This is a genomic window from Nocardia sp. NBC_01730, from assembly GCF_035920445.1.
Lineage (GTDB): Bacteria > Actinomycetota > Actinomycetes > Mycobacteriales > Mycobacteriaceae > Nocardia.
On sequence record NZ_CP109162.1, the window covers coordinates 752,342 to 775,413 of the forward strand.

Annotated in this window: 11 protein-coding genes and 1 pseudogene (1 of these 12 cut by a window edge); 9 read left to right on the plus strand and 3 right to left on the minus strand. The window is 65.8% G+C overall.

The window, feature by feature from the left end; all coding sequences use genetic code 11:
* From OHB12_RS02880 to OHB12_RS02910, 7 genes and pseudogenes are all read left to right on the plus strand, one after another.
* A protein-coding gene (locus OHB12_RS02880; RefSeq protein ID WP_327115875.1) for an MFS transporter crosses the window boundary here: on the plus strand, positions 1-11,315 show its final stretch. 40,036 nt of this gene lie to the left of the window's left edge; 11,315 of the gene's 51,351 nt are visible here — the last part of the coding sequence; the start codon falls outside the window, past its left edge; it ends in the stop codon at positions 11,313-11,315.
* 1,991 nt (positions 11,316-13,306) lie between these two features.
* Positions 13,307-14,965 (plus strand): MFS transporter, encoded by a 1,659-nt coding sequence (locus OHB12_RS02885; protein WP_327120851.1) that lies wholly within the window; start codon positions 13,307-13,309, stop codon positions 14,963-14,965.
* On the plus strand, positions 14,956-15,528 hold the full coding sequence (locus OHB12_RS02890) for a DUF4158 domain-containing protein (protein ID WP_327115877.1): 573 nt from the start codon (positions 14,956-14,958) through the stop codon (positions 15,526-15,528). The genes OHB12_RS02885 and OHB12_RS02890 overlap by 10 nt, the downstream gene beginning before the upstream one ends.
* A gap of 194 nt (positions 15,529-15,722) precedes the next feature.
* Positions 15,723-16,001 carry a hypothetical protein gene (locus OHB12_RS02895; protein ID WP_327115879.1) on the plus strand — a complete coding sequence of 93 codons (279 nt, stop codon included), beginning with the start codon at positions 15,723-15,725 and terminating at the stop codon, positions 15,999-16,001.
* A 53-nt stretch (positions 16,002-16,054) separates the two neighbouring features.
* The gene (locus tag OHB12_RS02900; RefSeq protein ID WP_327120853.1) at positions 16,055-16,456 is read left to right on the plus strand and encodes a Tn3 family transposase; all 402 of its coding nucleotides are present in this window, start codon (positions 16,055-16,057) and stop codon (positions 16,454-16,456) included.
* Positions 16,450-16,812: pseudogene (locus tag OHB12_RS02905) on the plus strand (ATP-binding protein); the annotation flags it as partial. The gene OHB12_RS02900 and the pseudogene OHB12_RS02905, both read left to right, overlap by 7 nt.
* A 337-nt stretch (positions 16,813-17,149) precedes the next feature.
* Positions 17,150-18,589 (plus strand): short-chain fatty acid transporter, encoded by a 1,440-nt coding sequence (locus OHB12_RS02910; protein ID WP_327115881.1) that lies wholly within the window; start codon positions 17,150-17,152, stop codon positions 18,587-18,589.
* A gap of 40 nt (positions 18,590-18,629) precedes the next feature.
* On the opposite strand, the gene OHB12_RS02915 is transcribed toward OHB12_RS02910, so the two are convergent.
* Positions 18,630-18,866 (minus strand): hypothetical protein, encoded by a 237-nt coding sequence (locus OHB12_RS02915; RefSeq protein WP_327115883.1) that lies wholly within the window; start codon positions 18,864-18,866, stop codon positions 18,630-18,632.
* A gap of 18 nt (positions 18,867-18,884) precedes the next feature.
* On the opposite strand from OHB12_RS02915, the gene OHB12_RS02920 reads away from it, so the two are divergent.
* The gene (locus tag OHB12_RS02920) at positions 18,885-19,541 is read left to right on the plus strand and encodes a hypothetical protein (RefSeq protein ID WP_327115885.1); all 657 of its coding nucleotides are present in this window, start codon (positions 18,885-18,887) and stop codon (positions 19,539-19,541) included.
* A gap of 245 nt (positions 19,542-19,786) precedes the next feature.
* Here the strand turns inward: OHB12_RS02920 and OHB12_RS02925 are convergent, their stop codons facing one another.
* On the minus strand, positions 19,787-20,179 hold the full coding sequence (locus OHB12_RS02925; RefSeq protein ID WP_327115887.1) for a MerR family transcriptional regulator: 393 nt from the start codon (positions 20,177-20,179) through the stop codon (positions 19,787-19,789).
* 59 nt (positions 20,180-20,238) lie between these two features.
* Between OHB12_RS02925 and OHB12_RS02930 the strand changes: the two genes are divergently transcribed.
* Entirely contained in the window at positions 20,239-21,435 is a 1,197-nt protein-coding gene (locus tag OHB12_RS02930; protein ID WP_327115889.1) for an MFS transporter, read from the plus strand.
* A gap of 425 nt (positions 21,436-21,860) precedes the next feature.
* Here OHB12_RS02930 and OHB12_RS02935 read toward each other — a convergent pair whose 3' ends face one another.
* Positions 21,861-22,823: a ferritin-like domain-containing protein gene (locus tag OHB12_RS02935; RefSeq protein WP_327115890.1), complete on the minus strand. Its 963-nt coding sequence runs from the start codon at positions 22,821-22,823 to the stop codon at positions 21,861-21,863.
* Between the last annotated feature and the right edge of the window lie 249 nt (positions 22,824-23,072).

A 23,072-nucleotide genomic window follows, 5' to 3' on the forward strand; every position in this document is an offset into this window, starting at 1 on the left:
CTGTTGCGCGCGAAGCTGACCTCCGACCCACTGTGCACCGGGTACTGCCCGGTGGGGAAATTCGGATGGGTGAGGCCTGGGCTGTTGTCGAAGACGCCTTGGAAAACCGGCGCCACCTCGTATTGGACTTGATCGCGAACATGCCCGACCGGCTGCAGCTATTCGCCGGACTTCGGTTGCTGGAAGGGATGGATTTCGAGGCGACCCGCCAGGCCATGGGTGCGGGCCGGGACGGGGTCGAAGATCTGCAGAAGCGCGCGCTACGCGGTTTGGCGGCGCAGCTGTCGGTGGACAACGCTTCGCTGTCCACCGTGTGGGAGCTCATCCGCAGTGCCGTCGCCACCCGGCGGGGGGTGGTAGCGAAGCTGATCGCTCAACTGCCCGCTCGCAACCGGGAATACCTCACGCTGCGGTTGCTGTCGGGTTTGACGGTCGAGCAGACCATCCGGGCGATGCGGATCAACAAGAGTCTGGCCTACAACCTGCAAAGTCGGTTATTGCGACCGTTGGTCAGGGAATTGTTCCGAACAACGGCGCCCCAGTCCGGTGGTCACCTCGAGCTGAACGCGTGTGTCCCGGAGGTTTTCGTCCAGCTGGAGCGGGAACAAGGCCCGGACCTGGTGAATTGGTCAAAGCTCGGTGAAGTGACCGCGGCCGGGGTGTCCGGGGATCGCATCGTCAAGGCACTGCGTGGGCACCGTCCGGTCGAGTTCCGAAGCAGGCAGGCCGTCGCCGAGGAGCTGAAAAACCGTAAAGCCGGAGCAACAGCCGTGGTATTCGAGGAATACGACGGCATCGGAATGGGTCATGCGCTGACGCTGGTGCACGTTGGTAGCGGCCGGATCATGGTGTCGGAAAACGGCCGCAAGAAGGATTTCGTGCCGGGCCGCCGGCCGGCCGGGGTGACCGGATTGTGGGCAGCGGTGTACGAGGATAACGCCGCGGTGAAATTCCCGACCGTTCCCGGTTGGCGGCGGCGGGCATTCCCAGCCGACCTGCGCTTCGGCCGAGATCCACAGGAACCGGGACAGATTCCGGAAGATCCGGACGATGCCCACCGATCGCCGTTCGATCAGCAGGTCCCGGATCCGCCCGACTCCGCGCCCGGCCCGTCGCGCGCGGCGCAGGCCCGGCCGGAGCTGTCCATCCCGCCCGTGGCGGGCGTCGAGGTCCGCGCCGACGGTCGGCGGCTGACCTGGTTCACCGTGCGGGCAACCGACGACGACGGTGGTGGGGGACCAGAATCTGGTCCGCCACCGCGCGGGGGAACAGCAGCACCTCCGGCCCCCTCCGTCGAAGAAGCGGCAGCGGTGCAGGCCGCACAGCGCGGAGACGACATCGGCTTGGCGCAGGCCCGTGAGGCAGCAGCCGCGGCGGTCCGCGTCGATTTCTGGCAAGCAGAGGTCCCCGTCCCGGTCACGGTGGAGGAGGTTGAGAACCTGTCGCCTGCGCGGCAGGCGACGGTGCTCAGCATGGTGCGGAACCAGCTGCCGGAGGCGATCCGGGCCGCGATGGCCGAGAACTTGCCCGCGCTGCTGCGGGCGATCCGACTGCTGAACTCGCCGCGACAGCGCGAATACTGCACCCTGGTTTTCCTGCAGGGACTTTCCGAAGCCGACGCGGTCGAGGCGATGGGTGGGGAAGGCTACCGGATTGCGCGAGTGCGTGATCATGCGGTGGCCCGGCTGCTCGAGTTGCTTCCGGTCGTGGTCGATCCGGCGAGCGAGGCGTTGGCAGCGGAGCGGATCACCGCCATGGCCGCCAGCACCGTCGACCGCAGGCGCAAGGTCACGGTGCTCGATGTGGCCCGCCGGGCCGAGGTCAGCCGCCGGATGGTGTACCGGGTGCTCGATGACGACGAAGTTGCCCCGGAAACCGCGCACCGGGTGCGGGCTGCGATCGAAGAACTGGGCTTTGTGCCGCGCAGCAAAGCCGATCCGCGCACCGCACCCTCGTCGGCCTACCAGGCTGCCGCCGACTATGAGCCACCGGTCGAACCCGCGATCGTGCGGGCGCATGCCGGTCGTAACCAGTGTGGCCGGGTGGTGCTGCAGTGGCTGCAACTGGTGAACCCGGACATCGAACTACCCGATCCGGAAGCGATCGCCTTGCGCGGGCTCGCGGTGACCGAATTCGTGCAACTGGCCAAGGCCGACGTCGAGCAGCTACGGCGGTTCAAGATCAACCGGGCCACCCCGGGGCCACACAAGAACGTGTTGCGAGCCTTCCAGAAGCTGGTGAAAAACACACCGGAGGATCAGCGCGAAGGCATGTCCGTGGTGGTCTTCGACGGTTACAAAACCGCATGGGACGACGGTGTTTCCGGGCACGCCTTCCGGCTGGTGTACCGCGGAGGGGGATACCACGTCGAGGACTCCAACGCGCCGGACTCCGACGCTTTCACCGATGTCATGTCCCGGGAACAACTCGACGGTCTCACCGAGATCTGGGCCCTTGCCTTCGACGCCAAAGGCAACGCCATCGACTTCCTCGGCGACCTCACCGAAGGGCCCCGCCCGGACTTCCGGGTCGGTCAGACCGGCGAAAGCCCCGCATCGGCTGCCGAGGATCTGCCACCGGACACCAGTTTGGATGCCGACCCGGCCCTGAGCCGATGGGCAGCCGAACATCGCCGCCCCACCCCATCTCGCGGCAGTTACCTCGCCGACAAGATCACCGAGGCACAAACCGCCGAGGACCCGAAAGCAGCCCGAAAACGGCTGCAGGAGTTGTTCTGGCACGGAATCGTCGACCGGATGGCCGAGGACGAGGACGTGCCCAATCGTCAGGTCGCCGAGCAGCTGGCCCGCCGGGTGTTCTATCGGCTTTTCCAGGGCCGGATGCCGGAAGGGGCGGATGCCGCGGAGTGGCTGGGCACGCTGGTGGAGCAGGAGCTGGCGCGGCAGACCACGGACCCGGCCGAGGACGCCCCGGTCGATACCGAAACCTTCGCGCAGGCAATAGATCTGATTCGATGGACAGTTCACAACGACCCCGATGCGCTACGTGATTGCCTCACGTGGTTCGCCGGGGAAGAGTTCGTATCGACCGATCACGACCGCATCGCGGTCGAACTGGCCGCGTTGCTGCGCGATCGATCGAGTGCGCAGCAACGCTCGGCAGCAGGCGCGGTCTCGGCAGCCGCCGTGACGACCCGGGCCCAGGTTGCCGCGGCTGCCGGGGTGGATCCCGCGACCGTGAGCCGGGCACTGGGGGTGCAGTCCGCGCTGCTGCCCGAGGTGACGGTCGCCCGCATCCAAGCTATTACCGATCTACTCGGCTACCTGCCGCGCGGCAGGCGATTGCCGTGGCACCTGGGGCTTGGTGATTGCGCCCCGGCCTTGGTGGATCTGGCCGCCGACTTCGTTGCGGCTGCGGGTGGGCAGTGGCACGGACAGCCGATCCCGGATCCGGAACGTGCCCGAGTCCGCGGACTGCTCGAAGCGCAGCTGGTGCGCGGGGTGGGCGCGGAGTGGCATAAACAGGGCTTCATCTCACCTGCCGAGGTGGTCGAGCTGGTGGCTGCCTGGGGCGGAATGGTTGCCGGAACAATGTCCTTCGGCGACAAGGGTGCGCATGCGTTCGGTGTCCTGGAGATCACCGCGGAGTTCGCGCGCCGATTCAGGCACTGGTATCCCGACCGTGACCTGAGCCGACACATCGGCGAAGTGTTGGTGTTCGAGCGGATCGCCGGCGAAGACCATATCTGGATCGGGGAGCAGGAGACCGGTCGCTGGATGCGCTCACGTGCGCAACTCGGTGTCACCGCGGTGCACGGGATCGTGTTCGACGAGAACGGAAACCCGGAACAGCGATTCGTCGACGATGCACCACGCCCGGTGCTGCCGGGCCGCGATGCTCCGCAGGGGTGGATCCGCGGTATCCCCGAGGATGGACTACCGGAGCAGCAGCCCGATCCGGAACCGGTGCCACCGGATCCACCACTCGATCCGTTGCCGGAGCAGGACGGGGAAACCGTCGACCAGATCTCCGGATCGCCCCCGGCTCCGGAGCCGGACGGCGCGGTGGGCATCGATGCGCTGCCGCCGGTCGTGCGCCGAGCCTTCGACGCTGCCACCAAGCATGCGGATGAGGTGTTGGTCGCTGCACTGCTCCCAGCCGGTGAACTCGGGGTCGAAACCGCGAATCGTACTGTGGCGCAAATACAGCAGAAGGTCACCGAGCTGTTGGGCCGCCATCTGGACGCGGAAGCAGCAGTCCTGCGCGATCTGGTCGTCGACGAGGCAGCGGCACGGATTTTGGTGGATACCGAGGTCATTCCCGCTTTGGTCGAGCGCTTCCGACTGGCCATCACACATATCGAGCCGGCACAGCAGTACACCAGCGAGGTGCGCGAGGCCCTGTCCGTCGTGGTCGCTCGGGCGCTGCTCACGGTCTCCGGGGCTAGCCGGATCGGCGAGGGGATCGGCTGGGTTTCGGGCAACCCGCCGCGGATCGTCGTCGCCTCGCCGTTGCGCAATCAGCAGGCTTTGCTGGATGCGGTGCGGCCGGGATTGCGGCAACAGGCGCAGCAGCTCGGTATCCCGATCGAGTACGTGCAGGTGCGGATCGACGAGCAGGGGCAGCTGACACTGCAGCGGGTGACCGGTACGTCCACACCGGAATCCGAGCCCGAGTCCGGCCTGCGCTACTACACCGAAGCTGCCGATATCGCCTGGATGAACGAACTCGTCGACGAGCGTTCCTTCGCCCAGAAGCTGTCCGAGGTTTCGTACGTGACCGGACGTGAGAATCTGCTCGGCGGCACGGGGGCCGAAGAGGTCGTCAAGCTCACCTTCGACACCGGCCTCGTGGCAGTCGAGAAAACGCTTCCGTCTGTCGAGCAGGCCGATGCCGAGGAATTGATGTCCTTGGTCTTTCGGGCAGCCGGGCAACCGGCTCCGGAGGTGGTACGGGTCAGTGATCGGGTCGTCCGCATGGAGTTCGTGCCGGGAATGAATGCCGAGGAGGCTGTCAGAGCGGGGAACTGGGCGGAGCGGGCCTGGGTCCGGTATTACGACACACCGAGTGGCCGACGGATCGGCAAGGTCGATTTCCTCATCGGGTCCAGCGACCGCTTCTTGGACACGAATTGGCGGATCCACGAACGGCGTAAAGACGCATGGCCTATCGACAACGTCGAGGTACACGGACGTTATTTCAATGGTTTCGTCCGGCGCTTCGTAGCGACAGCTACCCAACAACCGATCCGGCACAACATTCCGCGAGCCGAACTGGCGGCGGACCGTCAGCGGATCATGATGCTGGGACCGGAGTTCATCCGGTTGAATCGCCTGGGCTGGTTCCTGACGATACTGCACAACCTCACAGTGCTGGAAGCCAATGCGCAGGACGGTCCCGAGCCGCCGCGCCCGGCCGGTCCGGCGGAAGTCATGGCTGTACTCGAACGAAGCGGCGACCGACTGATCGACCAACTTGCCGTCGCCAGCCCGGTGGTCGCAGGGTGGATCAAAACCCCGCCGACCCCGCAGCGGATGCGCCAGGACCTGGCCCGACTACGCCGACGGGCTGCGGAAACCGGCTACGACCAGACCGATATCGTCACGCTCGACAGCGTGGTCAAGCTGTACGCGCACGCGGAGATGCAGCTGTGGAGCGCCGAGGATCTGGCGAACTCCCCGGAGGTCGGCGAGCAGTATCTCGAGCTGGTCACCCAGCGGCTGGACGATCTGAAAGCGTATTCACACCACCAGCCGGTGCCGCCTTCCGGTGACGCGGCCAAGCCTGCGGAGTGGATCGCGCACGACGACCCCGGTCATGCCGACGACTGCGCGCAGGTGACGCTGTCCGGGCTGGCAGCGAGCCTCGAGCCGGGACAGCTGGACTTGATTGCGCTGGGTGCGCCCGGCCCGGCGGGGACCGCCGGTGGACGGATCACTGCGGCGGTGGGTTTCCAGCCGCCTGGTTTCGCGAGCCGGGATGCGGTGGTGGCCGCGCTGTCCTGGCGGCAAGCGGGGGCGTCGGCGGCGATGTTCGAGGTGTACGACGAGAGCGGCATGGGCCATGCGGTGCGGTTGGTGCACCGGGGGAACCGGCGGATCGTGGTGGTTCAAGAGGGCCAGGAAGACATCGATTTCGAGACCTGGGCCGCGGATCGCCCGGAGCCGACCGGGGTATGGGCGGTAGTCGCCGAGAACCGCCGGGTCGTCCGGGGCGTGGGTACGAAGGGTCTTCCGCCGTTGCCGGACGGCCGAATGTTCGGCCGGGATCGACAGTTGACCGCGGTGCCCAGCACCGGCATCCGCGATCTTGCCCATGTCGATGTCGACGGCTTGCCCGCAGCTATCCAGTCGGAGAACCTGGCCTCGAATCTGTACATCCCACAGGGGGGCACCGAGAGTCCGCCCCCCGGGCCGGTGTCGTCGACGGGTAGTCAGGCAGCCGGGCCCGAGGACGCCCGTACGCCGTTGCAGCGGGCAGCTGCGCGTCGGCGCGCGGGGCTCGACGACGCGATCACCGAGGGGCTCGCGGCGAACCGTGCCGCCACCGGCCGACCGTTCGGTGACCAGGGGCGTGTCCGGCTGGGCCTGGACATCGACCGGGGCGAAGCCCGCGACGCGGTCACCGCGGCGGTACGCGCGGCCTGGAGCGGGCTGCCCACAGAGGCGCGTGCTGCGGTGCTGGCGGTGGCCGAGAAACTGCTGCCCGAAGCTGAGCAGCCCCCGACGCAGCTGAGCCGGGTCGTCGAAGCTCTGGTGCGGCACACGTTCCGGATGAAGGATGCACTGCGCGACAGCGGAGTGCCGAAGGACGCCCGCAACCTGATCGGCGCCGCGCTCTTCGATTACACCAAAGCCGATACCAAGGTCCGTGACGCCGACGTACGGGGCGCCGCAGGGATGCAGGAAACCGCGAACCGGGAAGCCCAGCGGATCAAGCGCAACCGCTGGTCCGGTCGACCCGACGAGCGGAAGCCCCGCCCGCCCGAGCCGCCGTGGGATGCCTACTGTGTGGCGCTGGCGGGGCAGGCAGCCAACGACTACTACTTCACCGAGCACGACAACCAACGGGTCGTGCTCATGCCCGAGGTCGCCTTCGATTCCGACGGCGCTGTGGGCACCGCGCTGTCCTGGCTGGTCGGCGGGCACATCGAACACGTCGGTGACGGTGTCGCCGGACATCGGGCGATCGCGATCCGGCTGCTCGGTGTCGACCCCGCGGAGCCCGCGGACCACGAGAACGAAGCGAAACGGCAGGCCAACCACGGCCGCGGCATGCTGGTCGTCGACACTTACCCCAAACGCAACGGCGACAAGAAGCAGCACGCACACGCGTATTTCGTGGTCGACCACGATGGCGAACTGCTGAAGTTCGACCGCTCCGGCAACCTGCTCGGCGAGTTCGACCCGGCGGATGCCGAAGGCCTGGTGGCACATACCCACGTCATCGAACTCGGCACCGACGGAACCCCGACCGACCGATTCGAACGGTATCTGGACACCCCGCGCATCCCACCGAACGTCAGGCGCTGGCACCTCGATGCCGACATCGGAAAGCCCTGGTGGGTACCGCGTTCCAGGAGGAAACAACGACCGGATGTACCGGGGAATCCGCCACCGCAGGCCGGCACACCGGATTCCGGGAAACAGCGCAATCCGGCCGAGTATTCGACGGAATCCCCGGACACTCGGGAGTCGTCCGCGGAGGAGAACGAATCCGGTGTCGAGCCAACCGGATCCGAGGATCCCGACAAAACGGAACCGCCGGACGGCATCGAAGGCGGCAATGAGAGCCGATCACTGCTGCGCCTGATTCGCACCGACACCGAGTTCCGCCTGGCGATCAGCGGCAAGGTCGGCTCAGGAATCGGAGACACGATCTGGGAATCGGCGCTGCCTCTGATCTTGCTGGAGAATGCCGGACCGGGGGTGGCGGGTGCCGTTGTCATGACCGGCAACCTGCCGTACCTCATCGGCGCGCCGATCGCGGGATATTTCACCGACTTCTACGACATCAGGCGGATCGCACGGGCCAGCGTGGCCGTCGGGTTGGCGGCAGCAGGCACAGCGAGCGTCGCCCTGGCGACGGGAACTCCGAATCTCGTCCCTATACTCGTCGGTACAACATTCCTGGAGGCAGGCGCCGCCGTCTTCTACACCAGCAGTATCAGTCGGGCGCTCAAGGAAATGGTCGGCCCCTCGAAGCCGATGCGAGAAGGACTGGCCCGCTTCAATACCTCTAATCAGAGCATCACCCGAGTGGCGGGAAATGGGTTAGGACCCATTCTGCTGGGAGTGGCCCCATGGCTGCCCTCCCTGGTAAATGGGTTGTCATACGGGTGGAACGCAGTGGCATTGTCGCCGTTGCGAGAGTTCTCTACCGCGCCCAAAACTGCTGGGTCGAATGCTTTGACCCGGCTGGGCAAGTCACTCGGCGAAGGCATCCGTGTAACCCGCGACAACCCCCTGATCCAAAGTACGACCATTAACGGCGCGCTCACCAATCTCTTTCTGGGGTTGGAGTCGCTCGCCTTCGCATCAATAATCGTAGGCTCCGATATTCCGTCGTGGCAGCAGGGAATAGCCCTCGTGATCCCACCTGCCGGGAACTTGATCGGAAACGCAATGCCCAGTAAATGGTTGGACAAACTCGGCATTGAGACCCTGCTCACCGCCAAATTGGTCGGCTTGGCTGGGACCGGTGTGGTGATGGCAACCACTACCAACCCCTGGGTGGCTGCGGCAGGGTTTGCCGGTAGCTGGGCAGTTCTGGGGGCGAGTGGTGTAGCTGTCAGTGCCTATCGGGACAAGGTGATCCCGAATGAAGTGTACGGGCGAGCGAGCTCCATCACGACCATGACGACCAGGGGTGCGTTCGCGGTGGGCAGTCTGGCCAGTGGTGTCTTGCTCGATCAATGGGGAATGGAACCCGCGAGCTGGTCTATCGCGGCGGCATTCAGCACCATCGCGGCCGGTTCCGTCGTCCGGCAAGCCCTTCGACGCAACCAACGAACCGCACGCAAGAGAGTCGAACTCCAAAGCCGACCCGCCGACAACAACGGCGATGAGCCGTCGAACGCACTCGATCACGGGGACGACGCAGGCCGTGAGGTCGAGCCGGACCGGTATCTGCCGGTGACGCGAGTCCTGGACGGTGTCGCCTCCGCAGGCCCCCGAATCCGACGCGGGGACCGGCCGTTCGTATTCCACTATCGCACCCCTGGCCCGGGCTCCGCGGCCGTGGGTCCCGGCGCCGTGCCCGATCTCGCGGTGACCCGACCCAAGCCGCGGACCCCGCACTTCGAAGCCGGCCACTCCAACGACTGTGTGCCATTGACATTCCGGGAACTAGAAGGCTTGCACCCTGATGCCCGTCTGGTGAACTGGGCGGCGCTGGGAACGGTCGGCTCGGCCGGCGCCTCCGGCGGACGGATCGCCGCCACGTTGGGACATCGCCCGCCGGGTTTCGTGGGTCGGGACGCGGTGGTCGCGGAGTTGGTGGGCCGGGGTGTCGACGCCGTGGCGGTGGTGTTCGAAATATACGACGACACCGGCATGGGGCATGCGGCGTTGTTGGTGCACAAGGGCAACGGCAAGGTCGTAGTCAAGGAAGGCGTCGAGGAGAATGACTTCGACCAGTGGCGCCGGGACCGTCCGGAGCCGACCGAGATTTGGGCGACGCTGGTGGATGAGCGCGGCAACCGAGTGGACGGGCTGGGTGATCCGGATCGGCCGTTGCCGGATGACCGGGTGTTCGGTCGAGATCCCGGCGGGGCAGACCGGGGCAGTGGTGATGCGGAGTTGCGCAGGTTGGCGGAGGCCGCCAGAACGGATCCCGAGGCGATCGAGCGGATAGCCGAAGGAATGAGCATCTCGGAACGGATCGGTGGTGTCGCCGAAGATGCGGATCCGAACGGTGCGGCCATGGCCGCGAACGACGGGACCGGCCTACCGCTGGAGGCATTCGGAACGCTGAGCGGGCATCGGGCGTTGCCTCGGGATGCGGAGCCGGTGCCACCGGGCCTGATCGGGGTGTTGGTAGGGGTCGGGAGGGATGCGGCGCAGCACGCTACCGTGGTCAGGTCGACCGAGTCGGAGATCCCGGGCCGCCGCCGTGCCGAAGTGTGGTTACAGATAGCCGAGTCTTTCGACCCTTCGTCACGCCGATTCGCCCTGGTACACCAGGAGCATCGTCCGATGATCGTCGAATTCGACGGTGCTCCGATCGAATTCACTATGAACTATCACAGCACCGATGACGGTGAAGTGTACGGTTCGGTGGAATACCGTGATCTGAGTCCGGATGATCAGGCGGTCGCGGCGATGTCCGCGCTGATCGACTCTGCGTTGATCCAGGACTTCCCGGGGCAGGAGATCCTGGTCACCGAGCATTTCCCGGCCTTCCGTCAGCGCCGCCGGCGGACGATAGCCGTCCCTTTCGCCAAGTTCGGGTTTTGGGGTTCCGACGAATCGGGTGGTCTGGCAGTCGATGTGCGGCTCGATGCGCACGCGCTCGACTCGGCCGAGATACCGCGGTTGGTCGAATTCGGTGCGGACTGGCTGCGGCAGCGGTTGCGGGAATATGGCTGGGCGAACGCTGATCGTATCGACAAGGCGGTCAGGGAACTGTCAGAGGGGATTTATTTCGCACTGGCCGCGCATGTCCGGCGGATCCAGGTAGAGCTGGGCGTCACCGGCCGGGATCGTTCGATCCGGGTGTCGATCCTCGATGGTGATCGAGTGGGTGGGATGCCGCTGGTCTCCGGCGACAGCAGATCCATCCAACGCATGTACCCCACAGTGGTGCAGTTCGCCGTGGACGTGGCCGACCCTGACGAGGTAGCCGCCGGGTCGGCGGACCCTGCGGCCACAGCGCATCTGGACGAGCTGCTTACTGCTTCCTATCTGGAAGTGCTGTACCTGGTGAAGTGGCTGCACCTGCACCACGCGGCCTTGACTCACAAGGTCTACCCTCCGGTGGCCGAGGGCGCCGCGCAGGCATTCGCGCTCGATATCGACGACGACCGCTACCGGCAGCTGCTGACGAGTGATGCGCCCTTGCGACAACTGCACGATGCGGTACTGCGGTTCGTACCGGTCGGGCTGCCGCCGCAGTCGGTGGGTGCGGTGCTGGTCGCCGACGGCACCGGGATGCTGTCCCTGCCTTTCGAGGAATACCGGTGTTATCGGCACTACGGCACTACGGCACTCCGTTCCGGTCGGACGGAGCCGCCCTGGCCGAGATTGCCCGCGTGCTACACCCCCAGCGGCTGCGGGAAATGGCCGACCGATGGCCGTCCGATGCCCCGGAAGCGGGGCAGCTGCGGGAACTGGCGGATGCCCTGGAAGCGATAGCTACCCGGAATTCACACCGGCTGATTCCCATGCTGCTGCGGCACGCCCCGATGACTATGTGGCAACCAGCGTCTGCCCGCCGCTACGACTCCGGTTGGGCAACAGAGGTATCCGCCGATCCGGTCAACTTGAACCGGGGATTGAGCACCGGGAATGTCAACGAACAACGCCGGAAGATGCAGCAGGTGCAGGCTCGCGATCTCATCCGGGACACCCCTGACCCGTTCGACACCCGCACCGATCAGGGGCAGCTGCTTTCGTCGACGCGTTATAGCCCGCTCCGTTTCGGGTACTCGACGGTGTTGCAGGCGGCGAAGTGGCTGATCATGAACCGGCTGTATGCCCGGCACGACGGGCTGCTGCTGGTGTCGAAATTCCAGTACGACCGGTCGTACTACACCACTGCCTTGACCGGCTCCGACCCCCGGCTGCAGAAGGCGCTCCGCAAAGACTCGCTGCTGAAAACCCTGTTCGGTATGTACTCGGCCTTGTCCACCGGGGAGTACCACGAGAATTCCATTGCTGTGAACCGGGCTCATTTTGTGCCGGTGCGCAACCTCGCGGGACAGCCCGAGGTTCTGATGATGTCGCTCGATGAATACCTGTTCCACGAGCAGCACGGCGAACCACACACGGCAGGCGACGAGGCCGTCGCGGCCGTCGCGGTCTGGCTGCGTGTCGAGCTGATGGTGGACCTGTCGCACAGACTGAAACGGGACGACCATCCGATGCGACCGTTCCTGGAGATGGCGATCGGCTTCGCCGAAGAACTTGCTGCATACCGGAATTCCGGAGCGGTCGGTGCCGGATTGGCGACGCCGGCGCCGGTGGGCGACTGGCCGTGGACGATACCTCCGCAACCGCGGAAGCCGCGGCGGGAGTTGACCCTGCCTGTGTCCGAACTGCCCGCGGAGCAACCCCCGGTCACAAACAGGCGACCGGTCCGGCCCACGCCTCGACCGGTCGACCCGCCTGTCGTTCCTTTTGCGCCTGAACACGTCCGGATGTCACGCCTGCCCGCGAGTTCCGCGATAACCGATATCGGGGCGGACAACCCGTTGCTCAACGACCCCTCTGGTGCCGTGGCGGTATCCGACGGGGCCGCCGCACCGCCGCCGGGGCGTCGCCGCGCCGATGGTCCGCTGATCTGTGCCCCACTGGTGCAGCGGGTTTCGATAGATGTCATGGGGGATGCCGGTGCGTACATCAAGCCTGCTTCGATCCGCGACCAGCAGGTGCGCACTCGTGGTGTTTCGGATACCGAGTTTGCGAAGACCTATGACGCGCACTGGTGCAACGAACCGTTCGGCGCCGGCTCGGAGGGACTGCAAGCCGTGCTGGACGCGGTAGGCAGTGTCGACCCGGAGACCGGCGCTGAAATCCAGATGGTCGTAGGGGTGGTGAATTACGGCGACGGCAATGGTCATGCATTCATCGGGATGGTGGTCACCGAGAAGCTCTTGGAGAAATGGCCGCACCTGCGTCCGTGGCTGGGCCAGACGGTGGTCTACGACCCTGGCTACCCCGAGGAGCAGCGGTGGATCTGCGGCCCGGAGAACCTGACTCGGTGGGCTGACACTGCCGGTGTCAGTGTGCAGCAGGTCGACGGGCTCCTGGTGGGCGAGGATGGTCCGTTGCGTCGGCTGCGTGGTGCCGAACCGCGCCGCATCGGCGTACGTCGGATCGGAGCCCGCCGTGACGGTATCGGCCCGGAGCAAGACCCGGAACCCGATCGGGAGTCGTCCGCGGAGGAGAACGAATCCGGTGTCGAGCCAACCGGATCCGAGGATCCCGACAAAACGGAACCGCCGGACGGCATCGAAGGCGGCAATGAGAGCCGATCACTGCTGCGCCTGATTCGCACCGACACCGAGTTCCGCCTGGCGATCAGCGGCAAGGTCGGCTCAGGAATCGGAGACACGATCTGGGGATCGGCGCTGCCTCTGATCTTGCTGGAGAATGCCGGACCGGGGGTGGCGGGTGCCGTTGTCATGACCGGCAACCTGCCGTACCTCATCGGCGCGCCGATCGCGGGATATTTCACCGACTTCTACGACATCAGGCGGATCGCACGGGCCAGCGTGGCCGTGGGGTTGGCGGCAGCAGGCACAGCGAGCGTCGCCCTGGCGACGGGAACTCCGAATCTCGTCCCTGTACTCGTCGGTACAACATTCCTGGAGGCAGGCGCCGCCGTCTTCTACACCAGCAGTATCAGTCGGGCGCTCAAGGAAATGGCCGGTCCCTCGAAGCCGATGCGAGAAGGGATGGCCCGCTTCAATTCCTCTTATCAGAGCATCGTCCGAGTGGCGGGAAATGGGTTAGGACCCGTTCTGCTAGGAGTGGCCCCATGGCTGCCCTCCCTGGTAAATGGGTTGTCATACGGGTGGAACGCGGTGGCATTGTCGCCGTTGCGAGAGTTCTCTACCGCGCCCAAAACTGCTGGGTCGAATGCTTTGACCCGGCTGGGCAAGTCACTCGGCGAAGGCATCCGTGTAACCCGCGACAACCCCCTGATCCAAAGTGCGACCATTAACGACGCGCTCACCAATCTCTTTCTGGGGTTGGAGTCGCTCGCCTTCGCATCAATAATCGTAGGCTCCGATATTCCGTCGTGGCAGCAGGGAGTAGCCCTCGTGATCCCACCTGCCGGGAACTTGATCGGAAACAGAATGCCCAGTAAATGGTTGGACAAACTCGGCATTGAGACCCTGCTCACCGCCAAATTGGTGGGCTTGGCTGGGACCGGTGTGGTGATGGCAACCACTACCAACCCCTGGGTGGCTGCGGCAGGGTTTGCCGGTAGCTGGGCAGTTCTGGGGGCGAGTGGTGTAGCTGTCAGTGCCTATCGGGACAAGGTGATCCCGAATGAAGTGTACGGGCGAGCGCGCTCCATCACGACCATGACGACCAGGGGTGCGTTCGCGGTGGGCAGTCTGGCCAGTGGTGTCTTGCTCGATCAATGGGGAATGGAACCCGCGAGCTGGTCTATCGCGGCGGCATTCAGCACCATCGCGGCCGGTTCCGTCGTCCGGCAAGCCCTTCGACGGCTGAAGAAGTCGAATGATCCGGCTGCCAGGAAGTTGCTGGACTCCATCAACCAAACAGCCGAAACAACGTGGGCGCTCGGCCTCGACAAAGGAATCAAACCCACACCAGGACAAAAAAACTGGACCCACCTCAGAGACGCCATCGCCGCCCAACTCGTCGAAACCCACCTCGACCCTGACACCGACGATCCCCTCGCCCACATCATCGACACCGTCGAGCGCGACAAGGACATCGACACCGCCGTCATCCTCATCGACGACGGCAAGAAGATGCACTCCTACACCGTCACCAAAGCCAACGGCCACATCGTCATCTTCGACACCAACATCATCGACCCCGACAACCCACACCCCGACCCTGAGGACTCCGGCCGCATCCCCCGCGTCCGCACCCGCGACGAATGGCAACAGTCCTTCACCCACTTGACGGAAAAAGCCGAAGCCTACGTCGCCTACCTCACCACAGACAACGACAACAACCTCACCAACCTTTACCCCACTCAACCCAGCCAACGAACCCCACGCAAGAGAGGCAAACTCCAAGGCCGACCCGCCGACAACAACGGCGATGAGCCGTCGAACGCACTCGATCGGTGGCGCTGATCGCCGAAGCTCAGGTGCTCGTCAGTGAGGCGCTGGGTGTGCGCGCCGCGGACTTGGATCCTGTGCTGTATCCGCCTGATTCGGTGCAGGGCAGTTCGGGTTGGTTGACGCTCGCGGTGCGTGAGGGCACCGCGCCTGCGGCGCGGCTGAGCATGCTGATGTTGGACGCCAGCACAGGCTGGTATTACCGCGGTCCCGTGACCGTGCGCTACCTGGGCATGTTCTTGCCCGACCTGCTCGACGTTCCCGACGATGTGGTCGCCTATCTGGCCGAGCAGCTGGATATCGATCTGACGTGCGTGAAGTCCTACACCGAGCGCAATCAGACGCGTTATGACCATCAGAACGAGATCGTCCGCGCGGACGGGTATGCGTCATGCGCTGGCGCTGGCGCGGGATCTGAACGCGGTGGTTCCGGCGCTGGCCGCGATCGACGAGCTTGTGCCGCAGGCGGATCCGGAGTTCGACGAGCAGCGCCTCGAGGAGCCGACGGGCCGGTTCGCCACGGTGCGGGCGCTTCTGCCCGCGATGATGCGCACCATCGACTTCGGTGCCACCGATGATGCCCAACCGGTGCTGAAAGCGCTGTACACCCTGGCCGATCTGATCTCCCCGCAACGCAACCGCGGGCTGCCTGCCCGATGGCTCGACGCCCGACGTGTCGATCACGACCCTGGTGGGCGGGGGCTGGCAGCGGCTGGTGTACCCGGCCGAGCGGCCGGAGGAGACCGTGGACCGGGCCGCGTAAACGCTGTGCGTGCTCGAGCAGCTCCATCGGCATCTGAAGTACCGCAATATTTTCGCCGAGCATTCCTCCAAGTGGCGTGACCCGCGTGCGCATCTGCTGTCGGGGATGGCGTGGGAGGCCGCCCGCGATATGGGCATGAACGCGCTCGGTCTGCCGGACAACCCGCGGCCGATGCTGGGTGAGCTGGCCGAGAGTGCGGACGCCGCCTACCGGGAACTGGCCGCCCGCCTGGGCGATGACACCCCGCCTCGTTGGACGAGGACGGCAAACTGCACGTGGCCGCGTTGACCGCGGTCCCGGATCCGCCCAGCCTGGTTGATCTGCGGCGCCGGGCGGCAGCGATGATTCCGCGGGTGGATCTGCCGGAACTGGTGTTGGATGTGATGTCGTGGCATCCGGAGTTCGGTGAATCGTTCACTCACGTCGCCGGCACCAGCGCCCACGTCGCCGACCTCGGTGTCTCGGTCGCGGCTGTGCTGTGTTCACAGGTGATGAACGTCGGTCTGGCACCGGTCGTTTCGCCCGGCGCGGACGCGCTGACTCGCGATCGGCTGCGCCACGTCGACCAGCACTACATCCGGGCCGACACCATGGCCGCGGCCAACACAGTGCTGGTCAACGCCCAAGAGAACGTGCCGCTGGCGCAGCTGTGGGGCGGTGGGTTGGTGGCCAGCGTGGACGGGATGCGGTTCGTCGTTCCTGCCCGGTCGATCGACGCCCGCCCGAACCGAACATGCAACTGAACCGCACCATCGCCCGCTACGGCCGAGTCGACCTGCTCCTCATCGACGGACTGGGCTACATGGAAATCGATCGGCGCGGTGCCGAACTGTTGTTCCAGGTTCTCACCGAGAGGGAGGAGAAGGCGTCCATCGCGATCGGCTCCAACGAGAGCTTCTCCGGCTGGACAAAAACCTTCACCGACCCCAGGCTGTGCGCCGCGATCGTCGACCGTCTCACCTTCCATGGCACCATCATCGAAACCGGCACCGACTCCTACCGGCTCGCGCAAACCAGGCAGGAGATCACCTCGTCACTGGACCCCACGTGCCGACTGGTTGCGGCAGAGGTTGCGGGGATATGGCTGGGCGAACGCTGATCGTATCGACAAGGCGGTCAGGGAACTGCCAGAGGGGGTCTATTTCGCACTGGCTGCGCATGTCCGGCGGATCCAGGTCGAGCTGGGCGTCACCGGCCGGGATTGTTCGATCCGGGTGTCGATCTCGACGGCGATCAAGTGGGTGGGATGTCGCCGGTCCGGGCGGGAATTTCAGTGTGGAGTGCCAGACCTCCGACAGTTTCTGCACTTTTGCAGACGATACCTGCGCATTTCCCTATTGCCTGCGCACAAGTGGACGCCAATACTGACCAACCGAGCCTATGTGCGGTGCGTCACATGCATACGGGTAGCGTGTGGAAAGAAGAGGAACAACTGGATGACGTCCACGATAGAAGAAGCCGGCTCCGAAAAGGGCCTCGCGCGGGTTGCGCAGTCGCTCGCCAGGTGGACGGAGAAGTGGTTCCCGGACGCCTACGTTGTCGCACTCGCCGGCGTATTCATTGTGGCCGCCGCCGCGCTGGCCAACGGCTCGTCGCCGCAAACAGTCGCAAACGCGTTCGGCGATGGCTTCTGGGATCTGACCGCTTTCACTCTTCAGATGGCCATGGTGGTTCTCACCGGATATGTCGTCGCCACGTCCCCACCTGTCGCCCGTGTGATCGAGCGGCTGGCCACCGTGCCGCGAACCGCTAGCAGCGCAGTGAGTGTCGTTGCGTTCCTAGCCATGTCGGTATCATTTCTCAACTGGGGACTCAGTTTGGTTTTCGGTGGTCTGCTGGCCCGGGCGATCGCCCGTCGGACCGATTTACGCGTGGACTATCGCGCGCTCGGCGCGGCGGCGTTCATGGGGTTGGGCGCCGTGTGGGCGCTGGGAATATCCTCCTCGGCCGCGCAGCTACAGGCCACCGCCACCTCGTTGCCTCCGGCACTGCTGAGGATCACCGGTGTCCTCGACTTCGGACACACGATCTTCACGTGGCAGTCCCTGCTCATGTGCGCCATCATCATGGCGCTGACCGTGGTGGTCGCTCACTTCTCGGCGCCGAAGGGCGCAGCCATCAAGACCGCCCAGGAACTGGACGTCGATCTGGACGACCAGCCCGCGGAAGTCGCGCCGCGCTCCCGGCCGGGGGAATGGCTCGAATACAGCCGTACCCTGCCAGTCCTGGCCGGTCTGATGACGGCAGCCTGGGTGATCTCCCAGCTCGTCACCAAACCAGTACTCACCGTTGTCAGCAGCCTGAACGGTTACCTGCTCATTTTCCTCATGCTCGGCTTGGTGCTCCACGGGACGCCACGTAAGTTCTTGCAAGGAGTCTCTCTCGCTGTACCCGCCACGGCCGGCATTCTCGTACAGTTCCCCTTGTACGCCGCCATGGCCGCGATCCTCACCAAAGCGAAGGGCAGGGGCGGTCTTACCGTCTCTGAGCACCTCGCGGAGTTCTTCACGAGCATCGGCGGCGGTGGAACCTTCGCCATCGTCATTGCCATCTACACGGTGGTGCTAGGCGTCTTCGTCCCCTCCGGCGGCGGAAAGTGGCTGGTCGAAGCCCCTTATGTCATGCAGGCGGCGACCGATGTCCACATGAACCTGGGCTGGACCGTCCAGATATACAACGTGGCCGAGGCACTACCCAACCTCATCAATCCGTTCTTCATGCTGCCGCTGCTGGCAGTACTCAAACTGCGGGCGCGCGACCTCGTCGGTTTCACGTTCCTGCAGTTCATGTTCCACCTGCCGGTGGTGCTGCTTCTCGTGTGGTTGCTCGGAATGACCTTCGAATACGTCCCCCCGATCTTGCCCGCCACCCCGTGAAGCTTTACCCATTCGTCGACCATCGCGGCCCCGGCTGTGGTCAGCGCCGAAGCAAACGTCGGATCCGCCCGCGCATACCAGAGGCGTCCCGCGGTGCCGGAGCGGCGCTTTCGGCAGCGGCCTGGTCCGACGTCGCTCGGGCAAACCGCAGGTGTAGCTGTTCGCGGACCTGGTCTGGGGTGTAGGCACGGCGGCGGCGCTCGGCGCGCACGATCACCACACCGGTGGCGACCACACCGGCCGCGCCCGCCAATCCCACTGCCTTCCACCACCTCATACCGCATAGGCTACGGCCATGACGGGTGCGGGCATCAGTCTGGACCGAGCGCTCGAGCTCACCAGAACTGGCGATATTTGGCTGTTCCGTGGTCATTCGGTAGCCGACCGGGCGATCCGGATGACGACGAACAGTCCGGTGAACCATGTCGGGATGTCGGTCGTGATCGATGATTTGCCCGCGTTGATCTGGCATGCGGAGCTCGGCCGGTCTCTGCCCGATATGTGGTCCGGAGTCGCGCACCGTGGCGTCCAGTTGCACAATCTGCGCGATGCTGTGCTGGTGTGGGCACACCGCTACGGTCAGCAGGCCTGGTTGCGCCAGTTGAACAGTCCGGTCACCCAAGAGATGGAAGACAGCCTGCTGCGCACCATCGCCCGGCTCGACGGAACCCCGTTCCCGTCTACCGCCGGTCTCGCCGGGCGCTGGCTACGCGGCCGGGCGCGCCTCCCGCGCCGCAAGTCGCAGCAGGCAGCTTCCCGAGAGTTGGAGAGCGCGTATTGCGCGGAGATCGTGGCTGTGACATACCAGGCGATGGGACTGCTGCCGCAGCACCGTAGCCCCAACTGGTATGACCCCGGGCGATTCTGGAGCGGAGATGGGCTACAGCTGTCCGGCGGCTACGAACTGGGTGGCGAAATAGTCGTCCGGACACCGGCCGGGACCGACTCCTGACCTCCGATCCGGGACGCACAATGCCGAATCCGCTGCAGCGTGTCAGCGCCGCTGGCTGGTGCGGGTGCCGGGACCGATGCCGAACAGTCGCAACGCTTCTTCGCGGAGCTGACCGCCTTCCTCACGGCCGACATCTCGACTATTGCCAGTGGGCACGAGAATCTCCCCGATCGGGACGCGGGATCTAGCACACTGGCGGACAGTGGATTTCCCCGCATCAGTGTGGCCCCGGCGAGGGGGGAGTGTCACGTGGCTGCGAGGTTGGCTCGGGCTCGGGCGGCGACATCGTCCGGGGCGGCAGTGATGACGGCGTCGAGCATGACGCGTGAGGATCGCAGTGCGGTGATGGCCGTGGTGATGCGATCGCGTTCTCGGCAGAGTTCGGTGACCAGGTCCGAGCAGATCGGGACGAGGCGTTGGTCGTCGTCGCGCAGGCATGGCAGCACGGTGGCGATGGTCGCGGTGTTCAGTCCTGCAGCGAGCAGGCTACGGATGCGGCGGACGGTATCGAGGTCGCTGTCGGTGTATTCGCGATAGCCGCTGGGACGGCGGGTCGGCTGGAGCAGCCCTTGCTGTTCGTAGTAGCGCAATAGCCGCTCGTGGACACCGGTACGGCGGGACAGCTCCCCGATACGCATGTGACCTCACTCATCCTGGATTGACTCTGACATCGATGTCAGAGTCTACCGTCCAGGCCATGAGAAAGAGTTTCGCGATACTGGCGGCGTTGTGCGCCAGCGTGTTCGTGGTCGGCACCTCGGAATATTTGATCGCCGGCTTGTTGCCTCAGGTGGGCGCGGATCTGGGGGTTTCGGTCGGGACAGCGGGACAGACGGTGACCGCGTATGCGCTGGGGGTGGTGATCGGCGGGCCGTTGGTGACGATCGCGACGGCCCGGTTGTCGCGCAAGGGGGTGGCGTTGGGGTTGATGCTGTTGTTCGCTGCCGGGAGCGCGCTGAGCGCGTGGGCGCCGTCGTTCGAGCTGTTGCTGGCCGGACGTGTGGTGTCGTCGCTGAGTCATGCCGCGTTCCTGGCCTTGGCGCTGGTGACCGCGACTCAGGTGGTGGCGGCGGAGAAAGTGGGCACAGCGATCGCGGCGGTGGCCTCGGGGTTCACCGTAGCTACATTGCTGGGTGTTCCGTTGGGTGCGTTGCTGGGTGAACGCGCGGGATGGCGGGTGCCATTCGTGGTGCTGACGGTGCTGGCGCTGGTCGGGACCGTGCTGCTGGCGGCGGCGTTGCCCAAGCAGTCGGCCGAGCGGCCGAGCATCCAGGAGGAGTTGCGGGTGGTGACACGGCGCCCGGTGCTGGTGTCGATCGCCACGACCGCGGTCGGTTTCGCCGGTGTGGCAACCGTTTTCACCTACATCGCGTCGCTGCTGACGCAGGTCACCGGATTCGCGGCCCCAGTGGTGTCGGTGCTGTTGCTGGCCTACGGGGCGGGCAGCTTCGCAGGCAACCTCGCCGCGGGTCGGCTGACGGATCTGTCATTGAGCACGACGGTGCGCGGGGTGTTCGGCGGATTGGCCGGTGTGCTGGCGCTGTTCCCGTTCATGCTCGTGTGGAAGCCCTCGGCAGTGCTCGCTGTGCTGACGCTGGGGTTGTTGGCGACGGCGACGATCGCACCGTTGCAGAGCCTGATCCTCGAGCACGCCGGGTCTGCGCCGACGCTGGCCGTGTCGGTCAACGTGGGCGCCTTCAACCTGGGCGCGGCCACGGGATCGGTGCTCGGCGGCGCGATCGTGGCCGCGGGCGGACTGCGCTGGACCGGCCTGGCCGGGGCAGTGCTGAGCCTGCTCGGTCTGGCACTGTCCTACCTCGCCATCCCCCGCGATACCAAGGAACCGGCCGACGCCGGTGCGGATACGACACCCAGACCGGCCGCGGCGTCCTGACCCGAGTCCCCTTCTTGCGCTTCGTCGAACAGGAGAACTGTGATGCGTACTGTCCGCATCGACCGCCGGGCGGCCCGGAGGTCCTGGTTCGAACTCGTCGCGCTATCCGCGCACCTGCTCGCCCCTGCCCCAGCCAATGGCTGGCGCAGTACCCGCCGGTCCAGGGGCTTTCGCCTCTCGCATCCAGCGTAGTTCGGATTGCACAGTGAAAACATGCACCGCACCGTGGTCGTGCGGCAGCCCGGTCAGACGAGGAATGGGGTACCACGATGTCGCAGCTGAGGACATTGGCCGAATTGGACGAGGCCGATTGCCGAACGCAGTTGCGGTCAGTTCTGGTGGGTCGGCTCGCCTACACCGAGAACGGGCACCAGCGGTCCGGCCCGTCAATTTCTACGAGCGCGTACGGCGGTCAGGGCAGGGAGTCAGCTGAGGCCGGTGACTTCTTGCGCTATCGCCGCGAGCCGGGTCTGGGCGGCCGAGACGACGCCGTGGCGGTTCTTGTTCGCTTCCTCGTACGCGACGATCGCTCGTATGTCGGCGGGTTCGGTCAGTTCCTTGACCACGGCGACGGCTTGGGTGACGTTCAGGTCGTCGTAGTCGTCGATGGGCAGCTCGCCGGGTTCGAGGACGCCGGTGGCGGTGCGGATCGAATGCAAGGCGTCGGCGGCGGTGTCGGCGCCTTCGCGGCGGGTGACCTGCTCGGCCGTCTCGAGGGCGGCGTCGCGGGAGGCGGTGAGGGTTCTGACGGCGACACCGCCCGCGTGCGCGCCTTGGGCGAGCAGCTCGCCGAGCGCGGGTGGGGTGGCGCGGACGGTGTCCAGCGCCCGGTCGAGGCCGCGGGCGGACCAGGTGACCGGGATGTTGACCAGCTTCACCGCGGTCCCGGTGGCTGCCTGGAATGGGGTGCGTCGCAGCGCGGCCGGCCCGCCGAGGGCGTCCTCGGCCAAGACGGTGGTCAGCCAGTCCACGGTCGCCGAGTGCGCGGTGATCAACCGCTCCGCCAATGTCACGACATCGGTTTGCCGGGTAGTGGTCGCGAGGGCCTTGATGTAGCGGGCGCGGTCGAGAAGCTGGTGTTCGAGGGTGAGGTCGCCGAGCAGGGCTTCGTCGAACGGTTGGGCCTGTTCGACCATCGCCTTGACCACGGCGGCGGCCCGTCCGAGGAAGGGGCCGATCAGCTCCGGGACGCCGCCGAGTTCGCGGATGGCGGCCTCGACGGCTTCGGCGCGGGCGCGGGCGTTGTCGGCGTTCGCGGACAACTCGCGGCGCACCGCCTCGGTCCGGGCCTGCGCGATCCGGGTCTCGGCGATCTGGATTTCGGTGTTGGTCAGATCGAGGACGGCGCGCAGCTGCGCCAGCAAGGTAGTGGTATCGCGTGTGCTCATTCGGATCTCGTCCCTTCGGCGTTCGACGGCATCGGGTCGGCGCAAGGTGCACCGCTACCGTGACTAGTGGGTGTTCGAATCGTGGAAGCCAAGCGGACGTCATGACGTCCAGACAGCGCCATCAGCTTCGGACCGGCGAGGCAGCTCGTGATTCCGACTGCGGACGGTCCGCCTACAGTGCGGTTTTCAGTGGCGTACCCAGCGCAGAATGAGCAAGTGACGCGTCTCTTGCGCACGGTGGCGACGATA